The sequence below is a fragment of the Bacillus sp. FSL K6-3458 genome, from assembly GCF_038005045.1.
Taxonomy (GTDB): domain Bacteria; phylum Bacillota; class Bacilli; order Bacillales; family Bacillaceae; genus Bacillus; species Bacillus altitudinis.
In genome coordinates, this window is sequence record NZ_JBBOSI010000001.1 from 2855385 (window position 1) to 2874211 (window position 18827).

Here is an 18827-nt window from a genome sequence, read left to right on the forward strand (position 1 = left end):
CAAAGGGGGCTTTTAATTAACGTAATAATTGAAGTACGTTTTGTGGCTGTTGGTTCGCTTGTGCAAGCATTGCTTGAGAAGCTTGAGAAAGAATGTTGTTCTTTGTGAACTCACTCATTTCTTTCGCCATATCAACGTCACGAATACGAGACTCAGCAGCTGTTAAGTTTTCAGCAGAAGCGCTAAGGTTGTTGATTGTGTGCTCTAGACGGTTTTGGACTGCACCAAGCTTAGATCGCTGAGCAGACACTTGCTTAATAGCTGTTTCAATAATACCAAGTTGTGCATCAAATCCAGCAGCTTCCTCGCCATCTTCACCACTTGCACTAATAAATTTTGTCACATCGATTCCAGCAACAGAACCGGCTCCATCTTCACCTTCAGCCGTCCCATCTGTACCTAAAACTGAAGCACCCATGTTTTCGATGTTAAGTGTAATTTGTTGTGTTGCGTTTGCACCGATTTGGAATACAAGGCTTTGTGCCTCACCACCGTCATCAGCACCCTTAGACGAATAAGTTCCATCTAATAATTTCTTCCCGTTAAACTCTGTACGAGTAGAAATACTTGTAATCTCATCTTGCAAGTTTGAGATTTCATCTTGAATGGATGCTAAATCTTCTTCCTGCTGTGTACCTGTGTTCCCAGCTTGAACAACTAGCTCACGAATACGTTGAAGTATCGCATGAGATTCAGTCAATGCGCCTTCAGCCGTTTGAATAAGAGAGATACCATCTTGAGAGTTTTTAGTAGCCATTTCTAGACCACGGATTTGACTTCTCATTTTTTCAGAGATCGCAAGACCTGCTGCGTCATCCCCTGCGCGATTAATGCGAAGACCAGAAGAAAGTTTCTCCATGTTCTTTTGGCTTGAACCGTTGTTAGTAGAAAGACGATTCAATGTGTTAAGTGCTGCGATATTGTGGTTAATTCTCATATTAAATGACCTCCATGTGTTTGAACCAATTAGACATCCATGTCTAAAAGTTCTAAATTAGAATTTTTCTGTAAGCCTTACAATCCATTTATCGAACTTTAATGGAATATGTTTAACAAAAAAGGAATAAATAAGGGGAAAGTCTCATTCAATATGATCGTTTCGCTAGAGTATGCCAAATTTAAAGGTCGTTTTTCATGATTTAATAGAGGGATTAAAGAATCACAAGTGAAGAGAAGGAGAAAAAAGAGCATAAAAAAAAGCCCCATTAAGGGGCCTTTCATTAACGTAGTAATTGAAGTACGTTTTGTGGCTGTTGGTTCGCTTGTGCAAGCATTGCTTGAGAAGCTTGAGAAAGAATGTTGTTCTTAGTGAACTCACTCATTTCTTTCGCCATGTCAACGTCACGGATACGAGACTCAGCAGCTGTTAAGTTTTCAGAAGAAGCACCAAGGTTGTTGATTGTGTGCTCTAGACGGTTTTGAACCGCACCTAGTTTAGCACGTTGAGTTGATACTTGGTTGATAGCTTCATCAATTCCAGCAAGTTGGTTATCAAAAGATGTAGTTGCGAAAGCAGTTACATCAATATCACTGATTTTTACTGTCGCACTTCCTAAATCAGCTGCTTTCATGCTGTCAATGTTTACAGTCAGTTGTTGGCCACCATTAGCTCCAATTTGGAATACTAAATCAGCTGTACCACTAGCAAAAGAACCATCTAAAAGGTCTTTACCGTTGAATTGAGTACGATCAGCAATACCTTTACTTCCAGTTTCTCCACCGACTTCTTCAATTAAAGCTTTGATTTCTTCTTGAATTGAACTTAGATCTGTATCATCTTGTGTACCTGTGTTTCCAGCTTGAACAACAAGTTCACGAACACGTTGAAGAATTGAGTGAGTTTCAGTCAATGCACCTTCAGCGATTTGGATAAGAGAGATACCGTCTTGTGCGTTTTTAGAAGCCATTTCTAATCCGCGGATTTGTCCACGCATTTTTTCAGAGATTGCAAGACCTGCTGCGTCATCTCCAGCACGGTTGATTTTAAGACCAGAAGAAAGTTTCTCCATGTTCTTTTGGCTCGCACTGTTGTTTGCAGACAAACGGTTTAAAGTGTTAAGTGCTGCGATATTGTGGTTAATTCTCATTTCCTATTACCTCCATGTATGTGGGACCTGACAGACGTCCTTGTCTGAAAAAAGTCCTTTATTCTAGGGCTTATCAACCCTGACAATTCTATTATCGGACGTGGTTATGGGATGTTTAGCAGATTTTTAAAAAAATATCTTATTTTTTTATGATGTTCATCCTAATTTTAACAATAATGTAAAATATAAAAAGCTGCTAATCTATTATCAGCAGCTTTCATTTTATTAATATTGCTTGATATCAAACATTAAGATATTTTGGTACACCACGTAATCTTTCTTACTTGTGAAAGGTTCTTTATTGTGTTCATCATTGATCTCATAAAAGTTTATTCCGATTCCAAAGCTTCTTTCTTTATACCAATTAAGAAAATCGTTGATTTCTTTCATTGAGAGCAGATAATCCTTTTGTAACCCATTGATCATGGTAATGGAAAGTATACCTTTTACAGTTTCTTCTCCTGGTTTTGTTCCATCTTGGTCTTTCGGCTCTTCTGTTGTGCCGTCACCTGGCTGTGTCCCGTCCTGATCTTTCGGTTCTTCTGTTGTATCATCACCTGGCTGTGTCCCGTCCTGATCTTTCGGTTCTTCTGTTGTATCATCACCTGGCTGTGTCCCGTCTTGATCCTTTGGGTCTTCTGCTATCCCATCATCCGGCTTTGTTTCGTCCTCAGTCACTTGTAAGTCTTTTAATGAAATAGAAATCACGGATCTGTAATCACTTTTCACAGAAAGATGTCTCATAGATTCCGAATAGTTACGTCCGCCAATGACATACAATTGGTCATCAACAATTGCTGCGACAGCTGATACTCTACCTTCTGGTAAATCATATGCTGAATTTTTAAATTGGCCATCTTTTGGATTGAAAATCTGAACTTTGTTTACCATATTTTTTGAACTATCACCATATAATTGCCCACCAATAATAAAGAACTTGCCGTTGTAAGTTTCATAGGAGGGTTCATATGTATAAGATGTTAACTGAACATCAATTAATCTCTTCCAAGTATCTGTTGAAATATCATACTGAAACAAATACTTTTCTCTACTATGCCCTATCGAATTTTCGCCACCTGCAACATATATATTTCCGTCAATTGCAGAAATGGCTCTCCCATTCCGAGATGGTAAACCCGATGAGTTCAAGCTCTTCCATTCACCAGAGACTGTATTGTATTCATAGACATTATTCTTATATGAGTTTTTTGAAGATACAATATATATCTTCTCTTTCACTGCAACTGCTTGTAAAGTTCCTTTACTATAAGCTGAAAAAACCGGCTCTCTTGGAATTCGAATCGGCTCTTCAGCCCACTGATCAAGTTCTGCATCATAAATATCTATAGTGTTATAAGCTACTTCTGTCTCTTCATTAATTCCACCTATTAGATAGATTTTTTTACCTACAGTAGCGTAAGTACCGCCTGTTCTATTTCTTGGCATACTGGCTTTCTCTTCCCAAACATCTTTTTTTGGATCATACATAAATGTTTGGTTATTTAACTTATTTTTTTCACTAGCTCCACCAAATACATAAATTTTCCCATCAACAACGCCCACACCAGCATTAATACGTTCTTCTGGTAAATCAGCTCGTTTCGTCCATCCAATTGAATTTTCTGCATTTGCTTTAAATGGACTAAGAGTACTCATTAATAGGAGTACCGTGATAAATAATAAAAACCTTTTTTTCATTTTCTATTCCTCCAACTCGTTATGTTCCCTCCTTTTATCGTTCTATTTTTTACAAAGTTTACAATTTAAAGAAGTTTTAAATATAACTTTATATACATTCAAAATGTTGTGCGCTAGAGATGCGGCCTAAGCATTACCTTTTCATAATCGCTTCTTCATTTTTCAACTGAATCATGAGTGAGGATTGAATATATAATAAATTGATAATACGTCGTGCCATTTCTGAGGGAGATGCATTGTAGTCATTTCTGATCCATTCAATGATAAAACCAAAGATGCCGTATGAACGATACTGGACAAAATAACTGTCGTTGATTTCTGCATACTGATCACTCACAAATGACATTCTATTTTGAAAAATATATTGTATTTTCTTAAGCAATTGTTCTTGTATGTGGGGAATTCGGTCTTCCATCACTAATAAATCATAATAGTCGCGATTTTCAACGATATATTGAAATACATCGGTGCCCTCTGGTTTCATGCGAGTTAAATCCAACAGTGGATTTTCACGAGTCGGCTTACAAAATTCATATTCGAAATCTACCATTTCCCGGTGAATAACATCTGCTGCTAATTCATCTTTACTTTCATAATGCACATAAAACGTCGTCCGATTATAGTTTGCCTTTTCCACAATATCCTTCACTTTTACGTGCGAATATCCTTTTTCTTTTACTAGTATTTTGAATGTTTGACGAAGTGTTTCTTTTGTTCGCTCAACACGGCGATCCTCTTTTTTGATCATGGGCCCCTCCTTTAGACACTTTTTAATAAATGTTGATTAGATATACATAAATTTATTTGTGTTGAAAACCTATACAAAAAAGATTTTTTGCTGATTGAAACGGAAAATCTTTCGTCCTACAATCAACTTAGTCATAAAGAAATGAATTTTTTGTGACATTTGATCTAACCTTTCTTCAGAATATCATACTATACAAAAAGTGAGGGCACATGATATGGAAATTCAAGCGATGGTCACAACAAATGAAAAAGATTTCGAGAAACAAACACTATTACTAGATGATCCAAAAGCAGATGAAGTGCTTGTCAAAATCGTTGCATCTGGCGTTTGTCATACAGATGCCACAGTATTAGATGGTACGCTCCCTGTCCCACGTCCTGCTTTATTAGGACATGAAGGCTCTGGCATTGTCGTAAAAGCAGGTTCTAATGTCACAACCGTTCAAGAAGGAGACCACGTTGTACTTGGTTTCGCTTATTGCGGTCATTGCCATAATTGTCTTGACGGGAACGCTGGTGGATGTGAAAACATGATTCCACTGAATTTTTCTGGTCGTAATAAACATAATGAAACGCCTATCCATACACATGATCATCAAGATGTATCACAATTTTTTGGTCAATCGTCATTTGGTACATATGCAACGGTTGATGAGAAAAATGTGGTGAAAGTAGACAAAGAAACTGATTTACGTTATTTAGGACCATTCGGTTGCGGCTTAATGACTGGGAGCGGTACTGTCTTAAATTCACTTGCTCCAGCTCCAGGTACAAGCTTTGTTGTGTTCGGTACAGGTGCTGTTGGTTTAAGTGGGTTAATGGCAGCAAAAATTGCAGGCTGTGATCCGATAATTGCCGTTGATATCCATGATAGCCGCCTTGAGCTAGCAAAAGAATTAGGTGCAACACATGTCATCAACAGTAAACATGAGAACCCAGCTGAAAAAGTGAAGGAAATCACAGAAGGAAAAGGGGCACATTACTCATTTGAAACAACTGGAGTACCAGAAGTCACGCTAGCTGCCCTTCACTGCCTGCGTGTCAAAGGAACTTGTGCAACAGTAGCAGTAGGAAAGCACGATTTAACGTTTAATGTGACCAATGATCTCATGCTCAATGCGCTCACGTTAAAAGGAGTGATAGAAGGCGATGCCGTTCCTCAACTATTCATTCCTAAACTAGTCAAGTTCTTTAAAAATGGACAATTCCCAGTTGAGAAACTAGCAAAATTCTACGAATTAGAAGAGATTGAACAAGCCTTTGAAGATTCTAAAAACGGATCTACGATTAAACCAATTCTTATTTTAGATAAAGAGTATCGAGCTTAAGCCGAAATAAGACGTGAAACTCAAAATCCCCCTTTATAAAGGGGGATTTTTGGACTTTCATGCTGTCCTTACTTTCACACATACATCACCGGCGTCGATATTTTAATAATCTTCCCGCCTCGACGATAAAACCTTGGAACACGGCGGCTTAATGTTGCAATGACTTCATAGTTAATCGTATTGAGCATTTCAGCAATTTCATCAACAGAAATTTCTCCGCCCTTTTGACGGCCATAAATGACGACTTCCTCGCCTTGCTTTGCTTTCATCTCTCCTAAGCTGATCATCGTCATATCCATTGTGACTCGGCCAGCAATCGGCATTCTTTCTCCGCGGAAAAGCATAAACCCTCGATTAGATAAAGCACGTGAGTACCCATCTGCATAACCAATCGGTATGGTCGCAATGACTTCGTCAGGCTTTGCCACATAGGTTGCCCCATAGCTGACCGTTCTTGGCTTTGTCACCATTTTCTTCACGAACGCAATTCTTGCTTTTAAACTGAGAGCGGGCTCTAGCTGAACAGCGTCTAAGCTTTTAATGTATTGCGAGGGATACAATCCATAAAGTCCGATGCCAAGCCGGATCATATCGGCGCTAAATTCAGGAAACGCAATCGAAGCAGCTGTATTGTTCATATGTACGGTCGGCAGTTTGATCCCTTCTTCTTTCAAGAACCGAAGAAAATCAATGAAGATGCTGTGCTGCAGCAACGTGAAATCAGGGTCAGGCTCATCCGCAGTGGAGAAATGCGTAAATATTCCATCCCACCTCAGGTTTTCACTCTTTTCAAGCGCCTTCACCACCGCTAACAGCTCTTCCTTTGTCCGTACACCTAATCGCCCCATCCCCGTGTCAACATTGACATGAATCCCAAGCCAGCGCTGGCTTTCTTCTTCCGCTAAGATCTCATTTGCTTGAGCAATCCAGTCTTCTCGAAGGCCGGAGAGATCAATTCTCCAGGCTGCGGCCCTTTTCACACAATCGAGCGGTGTAAATCCAAGAACCAAAATCGGCGCTTCAATTTTTGCTCTTCGCAGCACAATGCCTTCCTCTAAGCTAGCAACTGCGAGCTCCGTCGCACCGCTTTCCAGTGCCTGCCGTGCTACCTCCACTGAACCGTGTCCATAAGCATTCGCCTTCACGACAGCCATGATCTTACTTTTTCTTGGAATATGCGCTTGAATCGCTTCGATATTTCTTTTAATCGCATCAAGATTGACTTCGATCCAGACTTCCCTGCAAAGCTTTTGCATGTATGCTTCCTCCTCATGACATGAGTCATTTCAATATGAATGTTCGTTTTCGTGTCTAGTCTATCTTTATTCATTTTTGAGAAAAACATTCAACTACAATGACTGGACTGGCTTTAACTTGATTGAGATAAAAAAAGAAACCACATCAAAATGTGATTTCTTCTTTATGAACAGGAATTTAGTTAATATACAGATTTCATCATCGAATTAATTTGATGATAAATCTCCTCCAAATTTTCTCGTTCAATCAAATATTCAGCGGTGCTCTTACGAACTGGCACATCAAATTGCAGGAAGGTGATCGTGATCGTTGATGCTTCTTGATCATTCATCGTTAATCTTAATTGAAGTGTAGAAATCTCTTCATTATTATCACTCTCAGTAGAATGTTCAATCGGTTTACCATCTTCTAACACGTCAACTTGTTTCAACTCTTTCAAGGAAAGCTCTGTGACTTCAAACCTGAATTTCTGAGATGAGCCGCCAGGTTGATGTGTAATAAAGCGCATTTTCTTTCGCTCGTCATCAATCGCAAATCCTTTATCAACATTTTGCGAAAAGATGTATGTTGAGGACTGAAATCCGTCTTCGTGAAAGAGCATCATCATCTTATCTAATAAGATGTTTGGATCATTCTTTTCTTTTTGTCTTTGCAGCCTTCCCGCTATGAATAAAATGACCATTCCCCCAATGATGCTAAAAGCCGTTCCCAACCCATTACCTACGAAAACAGTAAAGCCTAAAATAGCAACAATAAAAGCGATTACAATTCCTATGATGAATATCACACCATGCTCCTCCTGACATGACCTTTCATTGTTTTAGCCATAGTATATCATTTGGATCAAGTGCTTCAACGAAAAGGTTTTATTGGTTTTTAAATGAAGAAAATCTACTATAGACTAAACAGATGCTATATTTATCTCACTCTTTAAATAGAAAGGATCTTTAGTAAATGAACCTCTACTCGACAGACGAAATCATTGATGCTTTATATAAAGCCTGGTCCTCTCAATCTAGTTCAAAATGGAGTAAAGACAACCCAGCAAACGGACAATGTGGCGTCACTTCTTTAGTTGTCCATGATCTTTTAGGCGGAAAAATAAACAAGACCTTATTACCCAGCGGATGGCACTTTTACAACGTAGTGAATGGAACAAGAATTGACTTTACTTCTTCACAATTCTCTGAAGAAATTTTTTATATGGATGTACCTTCAAATCGGGAAGAAGCATTTCAAGATACGAATAAGGATCAATATCGTTATTTAAAGGAACGAGTCCTAAATTATTTAAACGTATAGATTTTATATTCATGAAAACAGACCACAAGAGGTCTGTTTTCATGAAAGTTAGATAAAATGTTTAAAAGATAGGCAGTAAGAATTCACACACCTTATCTTCGCCTTCATCTTCTCTATATCTCTCCATAATAGGTGCATGGCGTATGTTCAATTGATTATGTTGGATCATTTGAGGTAATTGTCTCCAAAACAAATTCACTTTTTCGGCTGTATGTGTCACCGTAAACACAGCATACTTTCCTCCTTCAACATGACCAGTCTGAACAAGTTGATCTTTGGAGAAATCTCTATTTGTCATGAACATGAGGTCATATCTGCAATTTTCAGGTGAAGTTCTTGCAGGATCATCTTGAGGGACACCGTATATGCCATGTTTCTTTAATTCATCATTGAATTGATGTTCGTTGATCCATTTTTTAAATTTCTTCATCATCTCCACATTCTCTTTACTGCCATACGGTCCTATATTTCTCATATACACCATTTTCATATTCGTTAACATTTCAATTTTGTAACTCATGATTCCCTCCAACTCTTATTGGAAGATTGGCCAATCATTCCTTACATCCAACGGTAACACCCTTTAAAATATAATGCATTAGGATATTAAAAAATAATGGAATCTCATATTCTCATTCATAAGATGTCCAATTTTTAAGCATAAAAAAGAACGGATTTTAGCCGCTCATTTGTTATTGATTTTCCTTTGAAAAAATGGCTTTTAGAAACTGACAATCAAAAAGGCCCTATAAAGGGCCGTGTGAATGATAGATAACATGATTTCTATTCATAAATAAGCACCCAGTACTTCGCCCCAGGCTCCCCTTCCTCTACAACAGCCTTCCATCCTCTTTTTTGATAAAAAGACAAAGCTTTGTGATTTTCGGATACACATTTGAGGGTGACTGGTGTTCCCAAAACTTTTATAGCTTGCTTAAGCAGTAGATCGCCAGCCCCTTGACCAGCAGCTTCTGGATGTACAAACAAGAGATGAATAAAACGATCTGGCACATATAATGAGATGAACCCAAGGATTTTATTGTTCTCCTCAGCTAAGAAAATTTGCTCTTCCTGCGTATCTTGATCAAAATCTTGCAGTTTGATTTCTTCTGTATTGAGCCAGTGAAAGCTCTGACGTCGGGATTCTAAATAGATTTGTCTTAATTGTGGATAATCTTCTATGCTTGCTTCTCTAATAAACATCGCAACATCTCCTATGTTTTTCATTTGAATGTTAATTCGCTTCTAAAATGTGTTTTGCCTGTGTTCTGCCTGCCAATAACAATTGATCACTGAACTGCGAGTCATTGACAGCACGCGCAAGAGCAATTGTACCAATCATGCTGCTTACTAGTGCGTAACTCTTAGAGTGATCTATGTTTCCCGTATCGGCTATAAACGCCATAAACCGTTTCAATTCATCGGTATAAGCTTTCCGTACCTCTTGCGATAATTGAGCAATCTCCCCTGCCAGTGCAGGCAGTATACAGCCGACTTCCGTCTGATCACGGTGAACGGTACTTAAATAAAATTCAATGATCGTCTGAATTCGAGGCTGATCTGCCTTCTTGTCTGCAACACTTTGTAGCATCTTGATCGTATCAGTAATAGCAAAATGAAAAGTCTCTATCACCAACTGATCCTTGTTCTTAAAGTGAGCGTAAAACCCTCCATGAGTTAGACCTGCTCCTTTCATAATGTATGGCAAACTGATATTACGGACGCCATTTGTTCGAAATGCTCGTGCAGCACTAGCGATGATCTGCTCTCTCACTTTTGACTAATGACCTTTCGGATAAGGCATCCTCTTTCCCCCTCCTTCATTAGGTGAAATGATCATGGAGGCTGCAGAAATGGCCACTCGTAAAGTTGAAAAATTTCTTTCACGATAATTCATTCAGGTGCATCTGTTTCGATTGAGCAAAATAATCGTCATAGCCTACTTAGAAATAGGCTATGGCGATTTCAATTGAGTGATGATATAAAAGCAGCGGTATACTGATCTTTAATTGGATACCTCTTCACGTTTTTTCCCTAACTTCATAGATAACTGAACACCAATCATCAGCACCACGATGGCGAGCATTGCGACAATAGCAGCTTGAAAATGTCCGCTGATATCGAAAATCAAACCGATTAAAAATGGACCAAATCCTCCCATGATGTACCCGCCCATCTGCGACATCGCTGACCATGTGCCGGCTTCTTCTGGCGTACGCGTTTCAATAATAGGCAGCATAAGCGCCAAAGGAAATAATCCACCTGCTCCAATCCCTAGAAAAATAACAGCTGGCAGGATCGGCATTGGCAGTAGAAGGAATAGGAGGCCAATCAGCTCTGACAAACTGCATAAGATCAGAAATAATTTCGGCTTTCCTAGACGATTGACGATGTTTGGAACGAGTAATGCCACCGGAATCTGAATGAGTGTAAATATCGTAAGCAGCATGGCGGCATACTGCGGACTATTCCCAAAATCAAGCGCAATGGGTGAAATCCACGCTGTTAACGAATAGAACATGCTAGACATAAAGCCAAAGAACAAGGTGAATTGAATGGCTTTTTTGTTTCGCAGCGGTAATCTCAGTGGCACGTCTGCAAGATCCGCTTGTTGGTTTTGACGAGCTAGACCGAGCCATAAAATCATGGCAATAACGCCTAAAATCGCCCAGCAGGATAACGCAAGTGGAAGGTTATGCTCACTGCGAAGGTAAATCGGAATGGTCAAGCCCGAAGCAAGTGCAGCTCCAACTGTCATCGATATAGAGTACACACTGACAATCCCAGGACTTTTCGGGAAATACTTTTTAATAAAACTAGACAACAATGGTCCGGCAAAACTAATTCCAACTCCTCCTGCAAAAGCAGTCATGAGAAGGATGGTAACTGTTTGACTTGTACCACGCAGTCCAGTCGCAATTGTGATAAGAAAAATCGAGAAAAAAAGGGTTCTCTCTAATCCAAACCGGCGGCTTAGTTTCGTTGCTACAGGGGCAAACACTCCCATGCACAAGACCGGCAAAGTGGTTAAAAGACTTGCCGTGAGTGCACTAACGCCAAGGTCTGATTGAATCATGCTCATCATAGAAGCTACGGATGTAATGATTGGGCGCAAGTTTAAGGCAGCTAAAAATAAAGCAGCTAAATAAAATATTTTTTTTATCAATACTCTTCTTCCTCTCTCATCTTGTTGAGGTTACTATGAGTATAAATCCGCTTCATTCATTGATCAATACAATAATTCGTATTATGATGATAGGAAAATACTATCATTAATGAAAGGATGGCATATGGATACTCGTCACATTACCTATTTTATGGCTGTATTCGATCATTTACATTTCACAAAGGCTGCAGAGCAACTAGGTATATCACAGCCTACATTAAGCCAACAGATTCAGCTGCTTGAAGCTGAAGTTGGGATGCCGCTTTTTGACCGAATCGGTAAAAAAGTAGTTGCAACTGAAGCTGGTACGCTCCTTTATCAATATGGCATGAAAATGCTTCAGGCTGAACGAGATGCAAAAAATGCTATGAAAGAACTGTTATCTGAACAGCGGGGTACCGTTCGGCTTGCCGTCCTTCCCTCTGATCTTGACTTTCAGCTTGTTCCGCTTTTTGTAGAATTTAAAACGCTGTATCCAGAGATCAACCTAAAGGCTTTTTCGACCATCTTTGTTCGTGACGAGGTGCTCTCACATAAAGTCGATATCGGAATTGGGCTGCGCGGGCCTGCGGATAAACGCCTGATTCAAATCCCTCTTGGCGATGAGCCCTACGAATTGTTTGTTCATTCAGACAGTGAACTGGCAAAAAGGCGTGAAGTGACGCTAAAAGAGCTGACAAAACATGCACTGGTCATGTATCCAAAAGGCTATCTAGGAAGAGATTTGGTCGATGACGTATGTAAAGAACACGGTTTTGAATTGGACACGGTCATGGATGTTGGGTCTGCCACTTCATTATTGCAGTTGGTTGAAGCCGGGATCGGCGCCACCATCCAGCCAAGAGGGCTGTTAAAGCAACATTCAGCATGGCCTAATATTGTCTCTATCCCTATTTCTGCCCCTGCTCCTGTTCGGCATCTTGAATTAACGTATTATGCCGATCGATTTGTGACCAAAGCGCAAAAACAGCTATCTGAATGGCTAATAGACTTTTTTAAATCAAGAACAAACTAAAAAGTGAGGGTAACACATGAAGAATGCAAACAGCATATTTACAAGAACAAACCGGGTTGTGATTCGTCAGTTTGATCAGCAAGATATTGAAGCATTTTATCAATACCGATCAAATCCCTCTATTGCCACATTTCAATCCTGGGAAAACTACACGCACGAAGACGCTGAATCATTTGTTCAACACCAAATGACGCAACAACCTAATCAACCAGGGACGTGGTTTCAATACGCGATTGCCTTATCTGAATCCAATCAGTTGATAGGAGATTGCGCCATTCATACACTCGGCAGCGAGCCTAGAATCGTTGAAATAGGATTTACCCTCGCGCCTGAATTTCAAGGAAAGGGCTATATTCATGAAGCCTTGAATTCAATGATCGAATATATTTTCACTACACTGAACAAGCATAAAATCATTGCCTTTACAGATGTACGAAACGAAAAATCTATTCGAGTGCTGGAACGTTTAGACATGAGACGCGAAGGACATTTGCTACAAAATTATATGTCAAAAGGACATTGGGTCGATGAGTATCAATATGCGATTCTTCAATCTGAGTGGGCCGCTAAGCATCATTAAACATTTATTTCCTATTCAAAATCCCTAAATAGGCGCTCCACGGTCCTACATCGGTTCGATATCGTTCCGCCATGACCCGAACAATTTGGGAAATATGGGTGAAATCATGGACAACCCACGCAGAAAGTAATTCGCTCACTTGCACGACGCCGAATTCTGGATGGACGCCCTTTTTCTCTAGATCAAGACTTGAATGTGTCATACGCTGAATGTATGCCACATTCTCCATCCGCACATGATGAAACTCTGCTAGTGCTTGTTCTATCTGTCTTTCAGTTTGATTCAAATGGGCGTAGCGGTCAAATGCAGGAAATGGGGTATTCTCTCCATCAGCAAGAATGACATTTAATCGGGGAATCCAGTTGAATTTCTCTGCTTCAATCAAATGTTCAATGACTTCAACGGGATTCCACGTTCCCTCCCCTTCACGACTGTGAAGCCAATCCTTCGATAAACCTGACAAAAGACTTTCTAATGTACGAGGAGTTCGACTCAACATATCTAAAGCTTCATCCAAATTGAAATTCATATGGTAGCTCCTTTATCAATTTTTCTTTATTCTAATGTTTTTTGATTAGATTGCAACTCATACTGCAAAACAGATAAAGAAGAAAATAAAAGGTGCTTTTGATCAACCTTCTATATACAAATAGAACTTTTCTATAACACTCACCATCCTTTCTTTTTTTATAATAGAAAAAAATGAAATGTGGTGATAGTGATGTCTACAACGATTGGGATTATGGGTGGTATGGGCCCTTTAGCGACGATTGATCTGATGAAAAAAATTATCTCTCATACACCAGCTATTAAAGATCAGGATCATCTCCATGTGATTGCTGATAATTATCCGCAAATCCCTGATAGAACCAATGCCATATTTGGGAAAGGCGAAGATCCTACAGAATATATGATTGCATCAGCTAAAAGATTAGAACGCGCAGGAGCGGACTTTATTCTGATTGCATGCAATACCGCTCACTTCTTTTTAGAAAACGTACAACAATCCACTCATATCCCTATCATGAATATGCCATTAGAAACCGCAAAGCACCTGAACAAACATCACTATACGTCTGTGGGCTTACTATGTACTGATGGCACATTAAAAACCCAGCTCTATCAAAAGGCTTGTGCCCATCACAAGATTGATGTCATGACTCCTAGTGAAACTCTTCAGAAAAACGTGATGAATGGGATTTATGCCGTGAAAGCAGGGAAATTGAGTAAAGGCGAAAGTGAACTGGCGTTAGCTGCAGAAATTTTAATCAATCAAGGAGCAGAAGCCATCATTGCCGGCTGTACAGAAATTCCTTTAGTTCTAAGGTCAACCAAAGCTGTGAAAGTGATTGACCCTACTGTCATTTTGGCGAAAGAAGCTGTAAAATTAGTGTATGAGCTTGAAAAGCTAAACATTTAAAGAACGTCATATAAGGGGATAACATGAATATTGAGAATATAGAAGCGTTTATTTATGTATGCCAGCTAGGCAGTATCAATAAAGCTGCAGAAGCACTGTATTTAACCCAGCCTTCTGTATCGGCACGTATTCAATCGTTAGAAAAAGAATTAGATCTGAAATTATTTGATAGACAGAGAAATAAATTATCTCTGACGGAAAAAGGTGAACAGTTTTACCCGCATGCCAAAAAGATTCTCCATTCTTATCAAGAAGCAAAGCATAGTCTCAAACAAACGATGATCCCTTATGAATTGACGATTGGATGCGCATCCTCTATTTCCAATAATCTATTGCCTAACATATTGCCCGCCCTAAAAGAAAAATACGAAAACCTGAAAGTGAAAATTGTAACAGGACATTCAAAGGATGTTGTCCAAAAAGTGATTAACAACCAAGTAGACTTTGGCATTGTCAGGACTGAAACACATCCTCAAATTGAATCAATCCCGATTTTCAGCGATCCAATCGGGCTGTTCGTCCCAACTCATCACCCGCTCGCCAGCCTAGGCAACATCAATATGAAAGAACTAGAAGAACAACCTTTTATTTTCTTTGACTATGGGTCATTTGATTGGTTGATGCTCCACCGATTATTTCAAAAAAACAACATCACACCGAACATTTCCATTGAGGTTGATCATATGGAAACTGCAAAAAATTTGGTGATGCAAGGAATGGGACTATCGTTTCTTCCTCATCATTGTGTTAGAAATGAAGTAAAACAAGGAACATTAAAACAAATTTCTATCGATCCATCTATCAATTTCAACATCAATATCGAGTTCATTTATAAAAAAGGAAAATCCAAATCCGTTTTCATTGATCAGCTCAAACAATTTTTTCATGAATTAGATTAAAAAAAGCCCTTTTTAGGGGCTTTTTTTCTTTCACTATCGTTTTTTCACTGGATGAATGCCCTCTCCCAAAAAGGCAGTATTCGGATCTCCACTATTTTCTAGAAATTCAGCCATTTCTTGCAGCTCTTGATTAATACAGTCATTCCTTGGCATATCTGGGTTTAACAGAAGGTTGGAGTGAATAGCAGTAGCTGTTTCATACAAGACATGTTGATCTTTTATCTGTTTGATGCACTGTTTCATGCGCATGAAAAACCATGCGATCTCTTCAATGTCTTCCATCGGATAATGCGCTATTTTGAAGAGATTCTGCTGACGAAGGTCTCCTCTCTCAAAAATGTGTTCAAGCTCTTCTTTACTGATATATAAATCCGAAGCTTCCTCCTCAATCTCTATTACTTCAACCATGGCGTCGTCAGCTGTATATAACCGCTCAACAAATTCATCGAAACTATCTGAAAGCTTAAAATCTACTTCCAGCTCTAAATCGAAATAGTGAATAGGAGGATGTTCCTTCGTTTCTCGATAATCCATGGCGATCCATGTATCTTCTTCCCCGCTGATGAAAACAAGTCCCTCTGGCAGCTCCAATTCATCACTTAACTGAGCGCTATTCATAATTCCATCATCTTTGGCAATTCCTCTTAGATGGTCGAATTGAACATGATCCTCTGCCCATGAATTCGGCCGATCGGTTGGAAAAGCATTACGAACTGTAAAACCACCATTCCATTCTAAAATGAGTTTTTTGTATGTATCAGGTAAAGTGACACCAAGCGTTCCCTCTGCTTCACGAATTTGTGCCTCATGTATCTTTTCTAACGTAAAAGGACTCTCTTCTTCTTTCTCCCAGAATGACTTCAAAGTGGATGCCTCCTCGTATCTATCTGAGATAAGTATAACATTGACCAACTGTTCATTTACTCATTCTACTTCATAAAAAAACAGACTCTTAAAGTCTGTTTTAATCTTGTCTATACGTTTTCAGAGGTTGTATTTCGATCAATCATAGTCATGTTTCGATTTGATTTTTGTTCCTCCATTGTTGTATTCCGAATTGATTTCGTTTCAATGATTTTTAAAGTTTCTACTGTTGAAACACTTAACAATACAATGGATACAATGATTAGTAATTTTTTAATAATCATACAGACACTCTCCTTTTTGAATATCATTTTGAGCCTTAAGAGCCTTTCTGTAATATTCGGCAGCTTTTTCAAAGTCCCCTTTTTTTTCATAAAATAACCCGACACTTTGAGCAAATGCTTCCACATAGACATGTAGTTTCTTTTCTTCAAAAATATCAAACACTTCTTTCAAAGCCTGTTCATTAGTATCCATATAAATAGCTTTTAATGCTTTAAATAACAAGACACTTAGCGAATCATTTACCTTTGAGGAATATATAAGTCCATCTTCAACGAGCAGATCCGCTTCATCACTTTGATTAGACTTGTACAGCGACCAACATAAACTAAATAGAGTGATTGGCTTTATGTCACTATTTTCCGAAGAAATGACATCTAACACTTCTTTATAATGCTTTATTGCCTCTGTATACTTTGATTGCCTATCATATGTATTACCAATATTTAATAATGTTTTTGCTACTAAACGTTGATCGTTTGCGTCCACAGCAATTGAATAAGCAGTCTTTAAATGTTGCAACGACTTTTCATATCTCATGAAATCATCATAATTTCCTGCAATGACAATTAGACTTTGAATTTGGCGAACTTTATACTGCTCATGTTCTTTATAAATATCTAGCGCCTTTATGATGTGATGCATAGACACATGCGTTTGCTTCATAATATAGTAGGCCTCAGCCACCTTGAAGTGAAACTCCGCTTGCTCAATATCATCGACAACCAGTGCAAGCTGCCTTTCAGCGATCTTGTAATATTGAATAGCCTGTACATATTCTTTCTTACTAAATTCATGCATTCCTCTAAAAAAAGCATTGTAATATTGCAACATACCCGAAAGTTGATGATTAGAATTCTCAATTTTATCAACCAATTCAGAAACAGAAGGCGATCGTTTTTCTGAAGGTTTAATATAATCGAGCATAAGCTGATGACGAAAACACATCAATTGATAATAAATGAGCAGATCTTGATCCTCTTCCATTCGTTCAATTTCTCGTTCGACCTCAGCTTTCAAAATCTCTGCATCAGGTACACTGAATTGCCGAATCATTTTATACCATTCATTGATTTTCACACCTACATGTGAAGAAAGAACTTTCTCCATCCCTTATCCCCCTTCCACTGAACTCCCTTATATGACATTTATTATCACATACAAGAATTTACAAAGCACCGAAAAGAAACCGCAAAAAGAACAAATATAGCCTTAGTAAACCTTTGGAACATTTTCATTCTCATCACAAAACAAAAAGGCAGACTCATTTCAGTCTGCCTTCATCTTCTAGATTTTCATGAGAACACCTTTTGTCTTCAGGTAATTTGCATTCAATCATTTAGCCACTCTTCACAATGTTTAATAAGCCACCTCAAATATTCCACATATTGACCGACATGATAGCCATCACAAACAGCATGATGGACTTGAATCGCAACTGGCAAGGTGATTTTTTCTTCTTTCATCTTAAATTGACCTAACGTAAATATTGGTAGTAAATAAGTTATATCTGTAGATACATTAAGGTTAAAAGAAGTAAAATCAATCCACGGCAGACTTGAAATATTGAACATGTTTTCTGGCATATGAGGTTTCGGAAATAGGCTGCTGCTTTTGCTATAAGTGTCCATGTCCGTTACACAGCTTTTATAAAACCGACCAAAGTTTTCGTCATAAGGCGTCCAAATACTTGAAAACGTCTTTGTTTCTTTATTTAAAATCGTATAACTAGGATGGAGAATCTCCCAGTAACCAAGTGCATCGTTCACTTGATCCATCCGAAATTCCGGTATTTTTTGCACAGCTCTTGCTAACAAATAAATTTGCACAGGATATACTTTTAGCCTTTTTTCTTTTAATATTGCATACAATTTCGTGATGTCTAGATCGATCACCAGACTATATGAGCATCGGGTTACCGTCATATAATGATGAAAGTGCTCTTTTCTCGGATAATTTTCATCTATTTGTTTAAACATTTTTTATCTCCTCCTGAATGTAATTGCTTGTATTCAGGAGGAAGCTTTATCTGTTTTTACCACCACAATCATCCTTTCAACAGATCGGTTATGTTTCTATCCAATACGGTCTGTGATTTATCACATTTTCATTCAAAAGCTACCATAAGCTTATCCTACAATAAAAAGTTCAGCAACTCTTCGTAAGTAATTTCCCCTAACGT

20 protein-coding genes are annotated in these 18827 nt (G+C 38.6%); 6 read left to right on the top strand and 14 right to left on the bottom strand.

Annotated features, from left to right (window positions below):
- Nucleotides 1-16: 16 nt before the first annotated feature.
- From hag (MHH23_RS15085) to MHH23_RS15100, 4 genes are all read right to left on the bottom strand, one after another.
- Nucleotides 17-937: a flagellin Hag gene (hag, locus tag MHH23_RS15085; RefSeq protein WP_041092274.1), complete on the bottom strand. Its 921-nt coding sequence runs from the start codon at nucleotides 935-937 to the stop codon at nucleotides 17-19.
- Nucleotides 938-1220: 283 nt separating this feature from the next.
- On the bottom strand, nucleotides 1221-2087 hold the full coding sequence (hag, locus tag MHH23_RS15090) for a flagellin Hag (protein ID WP_159159571.1): 867 nt from the start codon (nucleotides 2085-2087) through the stop codon (nucleotides 1221-1223).
- Nucleotides 2088-2312: 225 nt separating this feature from the next.
- Nucleotides 2313-3785: a Kelch repeat-containing protein gene (locus MHH23_RS15095; RefSeq protein ID WP_326112541.1), complete on the bottom strand. Its 1473-nt coding sequence runs from the start codon at nucleotides 3783-3785 to the stop codon at nucleotides 2313-2315.
- A gap of 133 nt (nucleotides 3786-3918) precedes the next feature.
- A complete protein-coding gene (locus MHH23_RS15100) occupies nucleotides 3919-4533 on the bottom strand; it encodes a TetR/AcrR family transcriptional regulator (protein ID WP_159159569.1) in 615 nt (204 codons plus the stop codon).
- Nucleotides 4534-4747: 214 nt separating this feature from the next.
- Here MHH23_RS15100 and MHH23_RS15105 point away from each other — a divergent pair, with 214 nt between their 5' ends.
- Nucleotides 4748-5860: an NAD(P)-dependent alcohol dehydrogenase gene (locus MHH23_RS15105; protein WP_159159568.1), complete on the top strand. Its 1113-nt coding sequence runs from the start codon at nucleotides 4748-4750 to the stop codon at nucleotides 5858-5860.
- A gap of 74 nt (nucleotides 5861-5934) precedes the next feature.
- On the opposite strand, the gene alr is transcribed toward MHH23_RS15105, so the two are convergent.
- Together alr and MHH23_RS15115 are read right to left on the bottom strand one after the other, a co-directional pair.
- Nucleotides 5935-7116, bottom strand: a complete 1182-nt coding sequence (alr, locus tag MHH23_RS15110) for an alanine racemase (RefSeq protein WP_268431424.1) — start codon at nucleotides 7114-7116, stop codon at nucleotides 5935-5937.
- A 182-nt stretch (nucleotides 7117-7298) separates the two neighbouring features.
- Nucleotides 7299-7904, bottom strand: a complete 606-nt coding sequence (locus tag MHH23_RS15115; RefSeq protein WP_340959753.1) for a hypothetical protein — start codon at nucleotides 7902-7904, stop codon at nucleotides 7299-7301.
- 167 nt (nucleotides 7905-8071) lie between these two features.
- Here MHH23_RS15115 and MHH23_RS15120 point away from each other — a divergent pair, with 167 nt between their 5' ends.
- Nucleotides 8072-8419, top strand: a complete 348-nt coding sequence (locus MHH23_RS15120; RefSeq protein WP_072367649.1) for a YunG family protein — start codon at nucleotides 8072-8074, stop codon at nucleotides 8417-8419.
- Between the two features lie 61 nt (nucleotides 8420-8480).
- Here MHH23_RS15120 and MHH23_RS15125 read toward each other — a convergent pair whose 3' ends face one another.
- The 4 genes from MHH23_RS15125 to MHH23_RS15140 all read right to left on the bottom strand — a co-directional run bounded on the left by MHH23_RS15125 (nucleotide 8481) and on the right by MHH23_RS15140 (nucleotide 11582).
- Nucleotides 8481-8939: a GyrI-like domain-containing protein gene (locus MHH23_RS15125; RefSeq protein ID WP_072367648.1), complete on the bottom strand. Its 459-nt coding sequence runs from the start codon at nucleotides 8937-8939 to the stop codon at nucleotides 8481-8483.
- Nucleotides 8940-9202: 263 nt separating this feature from the next.
- The gene (locus tag MHH23_RS15130; RefSeq protein WP_039168787.1) at nucleotides 9203-9622 is read right to left on the bottom strand and encodes a GNAT family N-acetyltransferase; all 420 of its coding nucleotides are present in this window, start codon (nucleotides 9620-9622) and stop codon (nucleotides 9203-9205) included.
- Nucleotides 9623-9653: 31 nt separating this feature from the next.
- Nucleotides 9654-10193: a TetR/AcrR family transcriptional regulator gene (locus MHH23_RS15135; protein ID WP_235632433.1), complete on the bottom strand. Its 540-nt coding sequence runs from the start codon at nucleotides 10191-10193 to the stop codon at nucleotides 9654-9656.
- Between the two features lie 231 nt (nucleotides 10194-10424).
- A complete protein-coding gene (locus MHH23_RS15140; protein WP_251210863.1) occupies nucleotides 10425-11582 on the bottom strand; it encodes an MFS transporter in 1158 nt (385 codons plus the stop codon).
- Between the two features lie 112 nt (nucleotides 11583-11694).
- On the opposite strand from MHH23_RS15140, the gene MHH23_RS15145 reads away from it, so the two are divergent.
- Nucleotides 11695-12600, top strand: a complete 906-nt coding sequence (locus MHH23_RS15145) for a LysR family transcriptional regulator (protein ID WP_019743043.1) — start codon at nucleotides 11695-11697, stop codon at nucleotides 12598-12600.
- A 16-nt stretch (nucleotides 12601-12616) separates the two neighbouring features.
- On the top strand, nucleotides 12617-13180 hold the full coding sequence (locus MHH23_RS15150; RefSeq protein WP_047945580.1) for a GNAT family N-acetyltransferase: 564 nt from the start codon (nucleotides 12617-12619) through the stop codon (nucleotides 13178-13180).
- A 4-nt stretch (nucleotides 13181-13184) separates the two neighbouring features.
- Here the strand turns inward: MHH23_RS15150 and MHH23_RS15155 are convergent, their stop codons facing one another.
- Nucleotides 13185-13709: a DinB family protein gene (locus tag MHH23_RS15155; protein WP_079919373.1), complete on the bottom strand. Its 525-nt coding sequence runs from the start codon at nucleotides 13707-13709 to the stop codon at nucleotides 13185-13187.
- Between the two features lie 192 nt (nucleotides 13710-13901).
- Here MHH23_RS15155 and MHH23_RS15160 point away from each other — a divergent pair, with 192 nt between their 5' ends.
- Together MHH23_RS15160 and MHH23_RS15165 are read left to right on the top strand one after the other, a co-directional pair.
- Entirely contained in the window at nucleotides 13902-14600 is a 699-nt protein-coding gene (locus MHH23_RS15160; protein ID WP_047945578.1) for an aspartate/glutamate racemase family protein, read from the top strand.
- Between the two features lie 23 nt (nucleotides 14601-14623).
- The gene (locus MHH23_RS15165; RefSeq protein ID WP_340959763.1) at nucleotides 14624-15499 is read left to right on the top strand and encodes a LysR family transcriptional regulator; all 876 of its coding nucleotides are present in this window, start codon (nucleotides 14624-14626) and stop codon (nucleotides 15497-15499) included.
- Between the two features lie 33 nt (nucleotides 15500-15532).
- Here the strand turns inward: MHH23_RS15165 and MHH23_RS15170 are convergent, their stop codons facing one another.
- The 3 genes from MHH23_RS15170 to catA form a co-directional block, all read right to left on the bottom strand.
- Nucleotides 15533-16363, bottom strand: a complete 831-nt coding sequence (locus MHH23_RS15170) for an SMI1/KNR4 family protein (RefSeq protein ID WP_178897155.1) — start codon at nucleotides 16361-16363, stop codon at nucleotides 15533-15535.
- Between the two features lie 273 nt (nucleotides 16364-16636).
- Nucleotides 16637-17755, bottom strand: coding sequence for a response regulator aspartate phosphatase (locus tag MHH23_RS15175; protein ID WP_178897156.1), 1119 nt, complete (start codon nucleotides 17753-17755; stop codon nucleotides 16637-16639).
- 221 nt (nucleotides 17756-17976) lie between these two features.
- A complete protein-coding gene (catA, locus tag MHH23_RS15180) occupies nucleotides 17977-18624 on the bottom strand; it encodes a type A chloramphenicol O-acetyltransferase (protein WP_178897157.1) in 648 nt (215 codons plus the stop codon).
- Nucleotides 18625-18827: the final 203 nt, after the last annotated feature.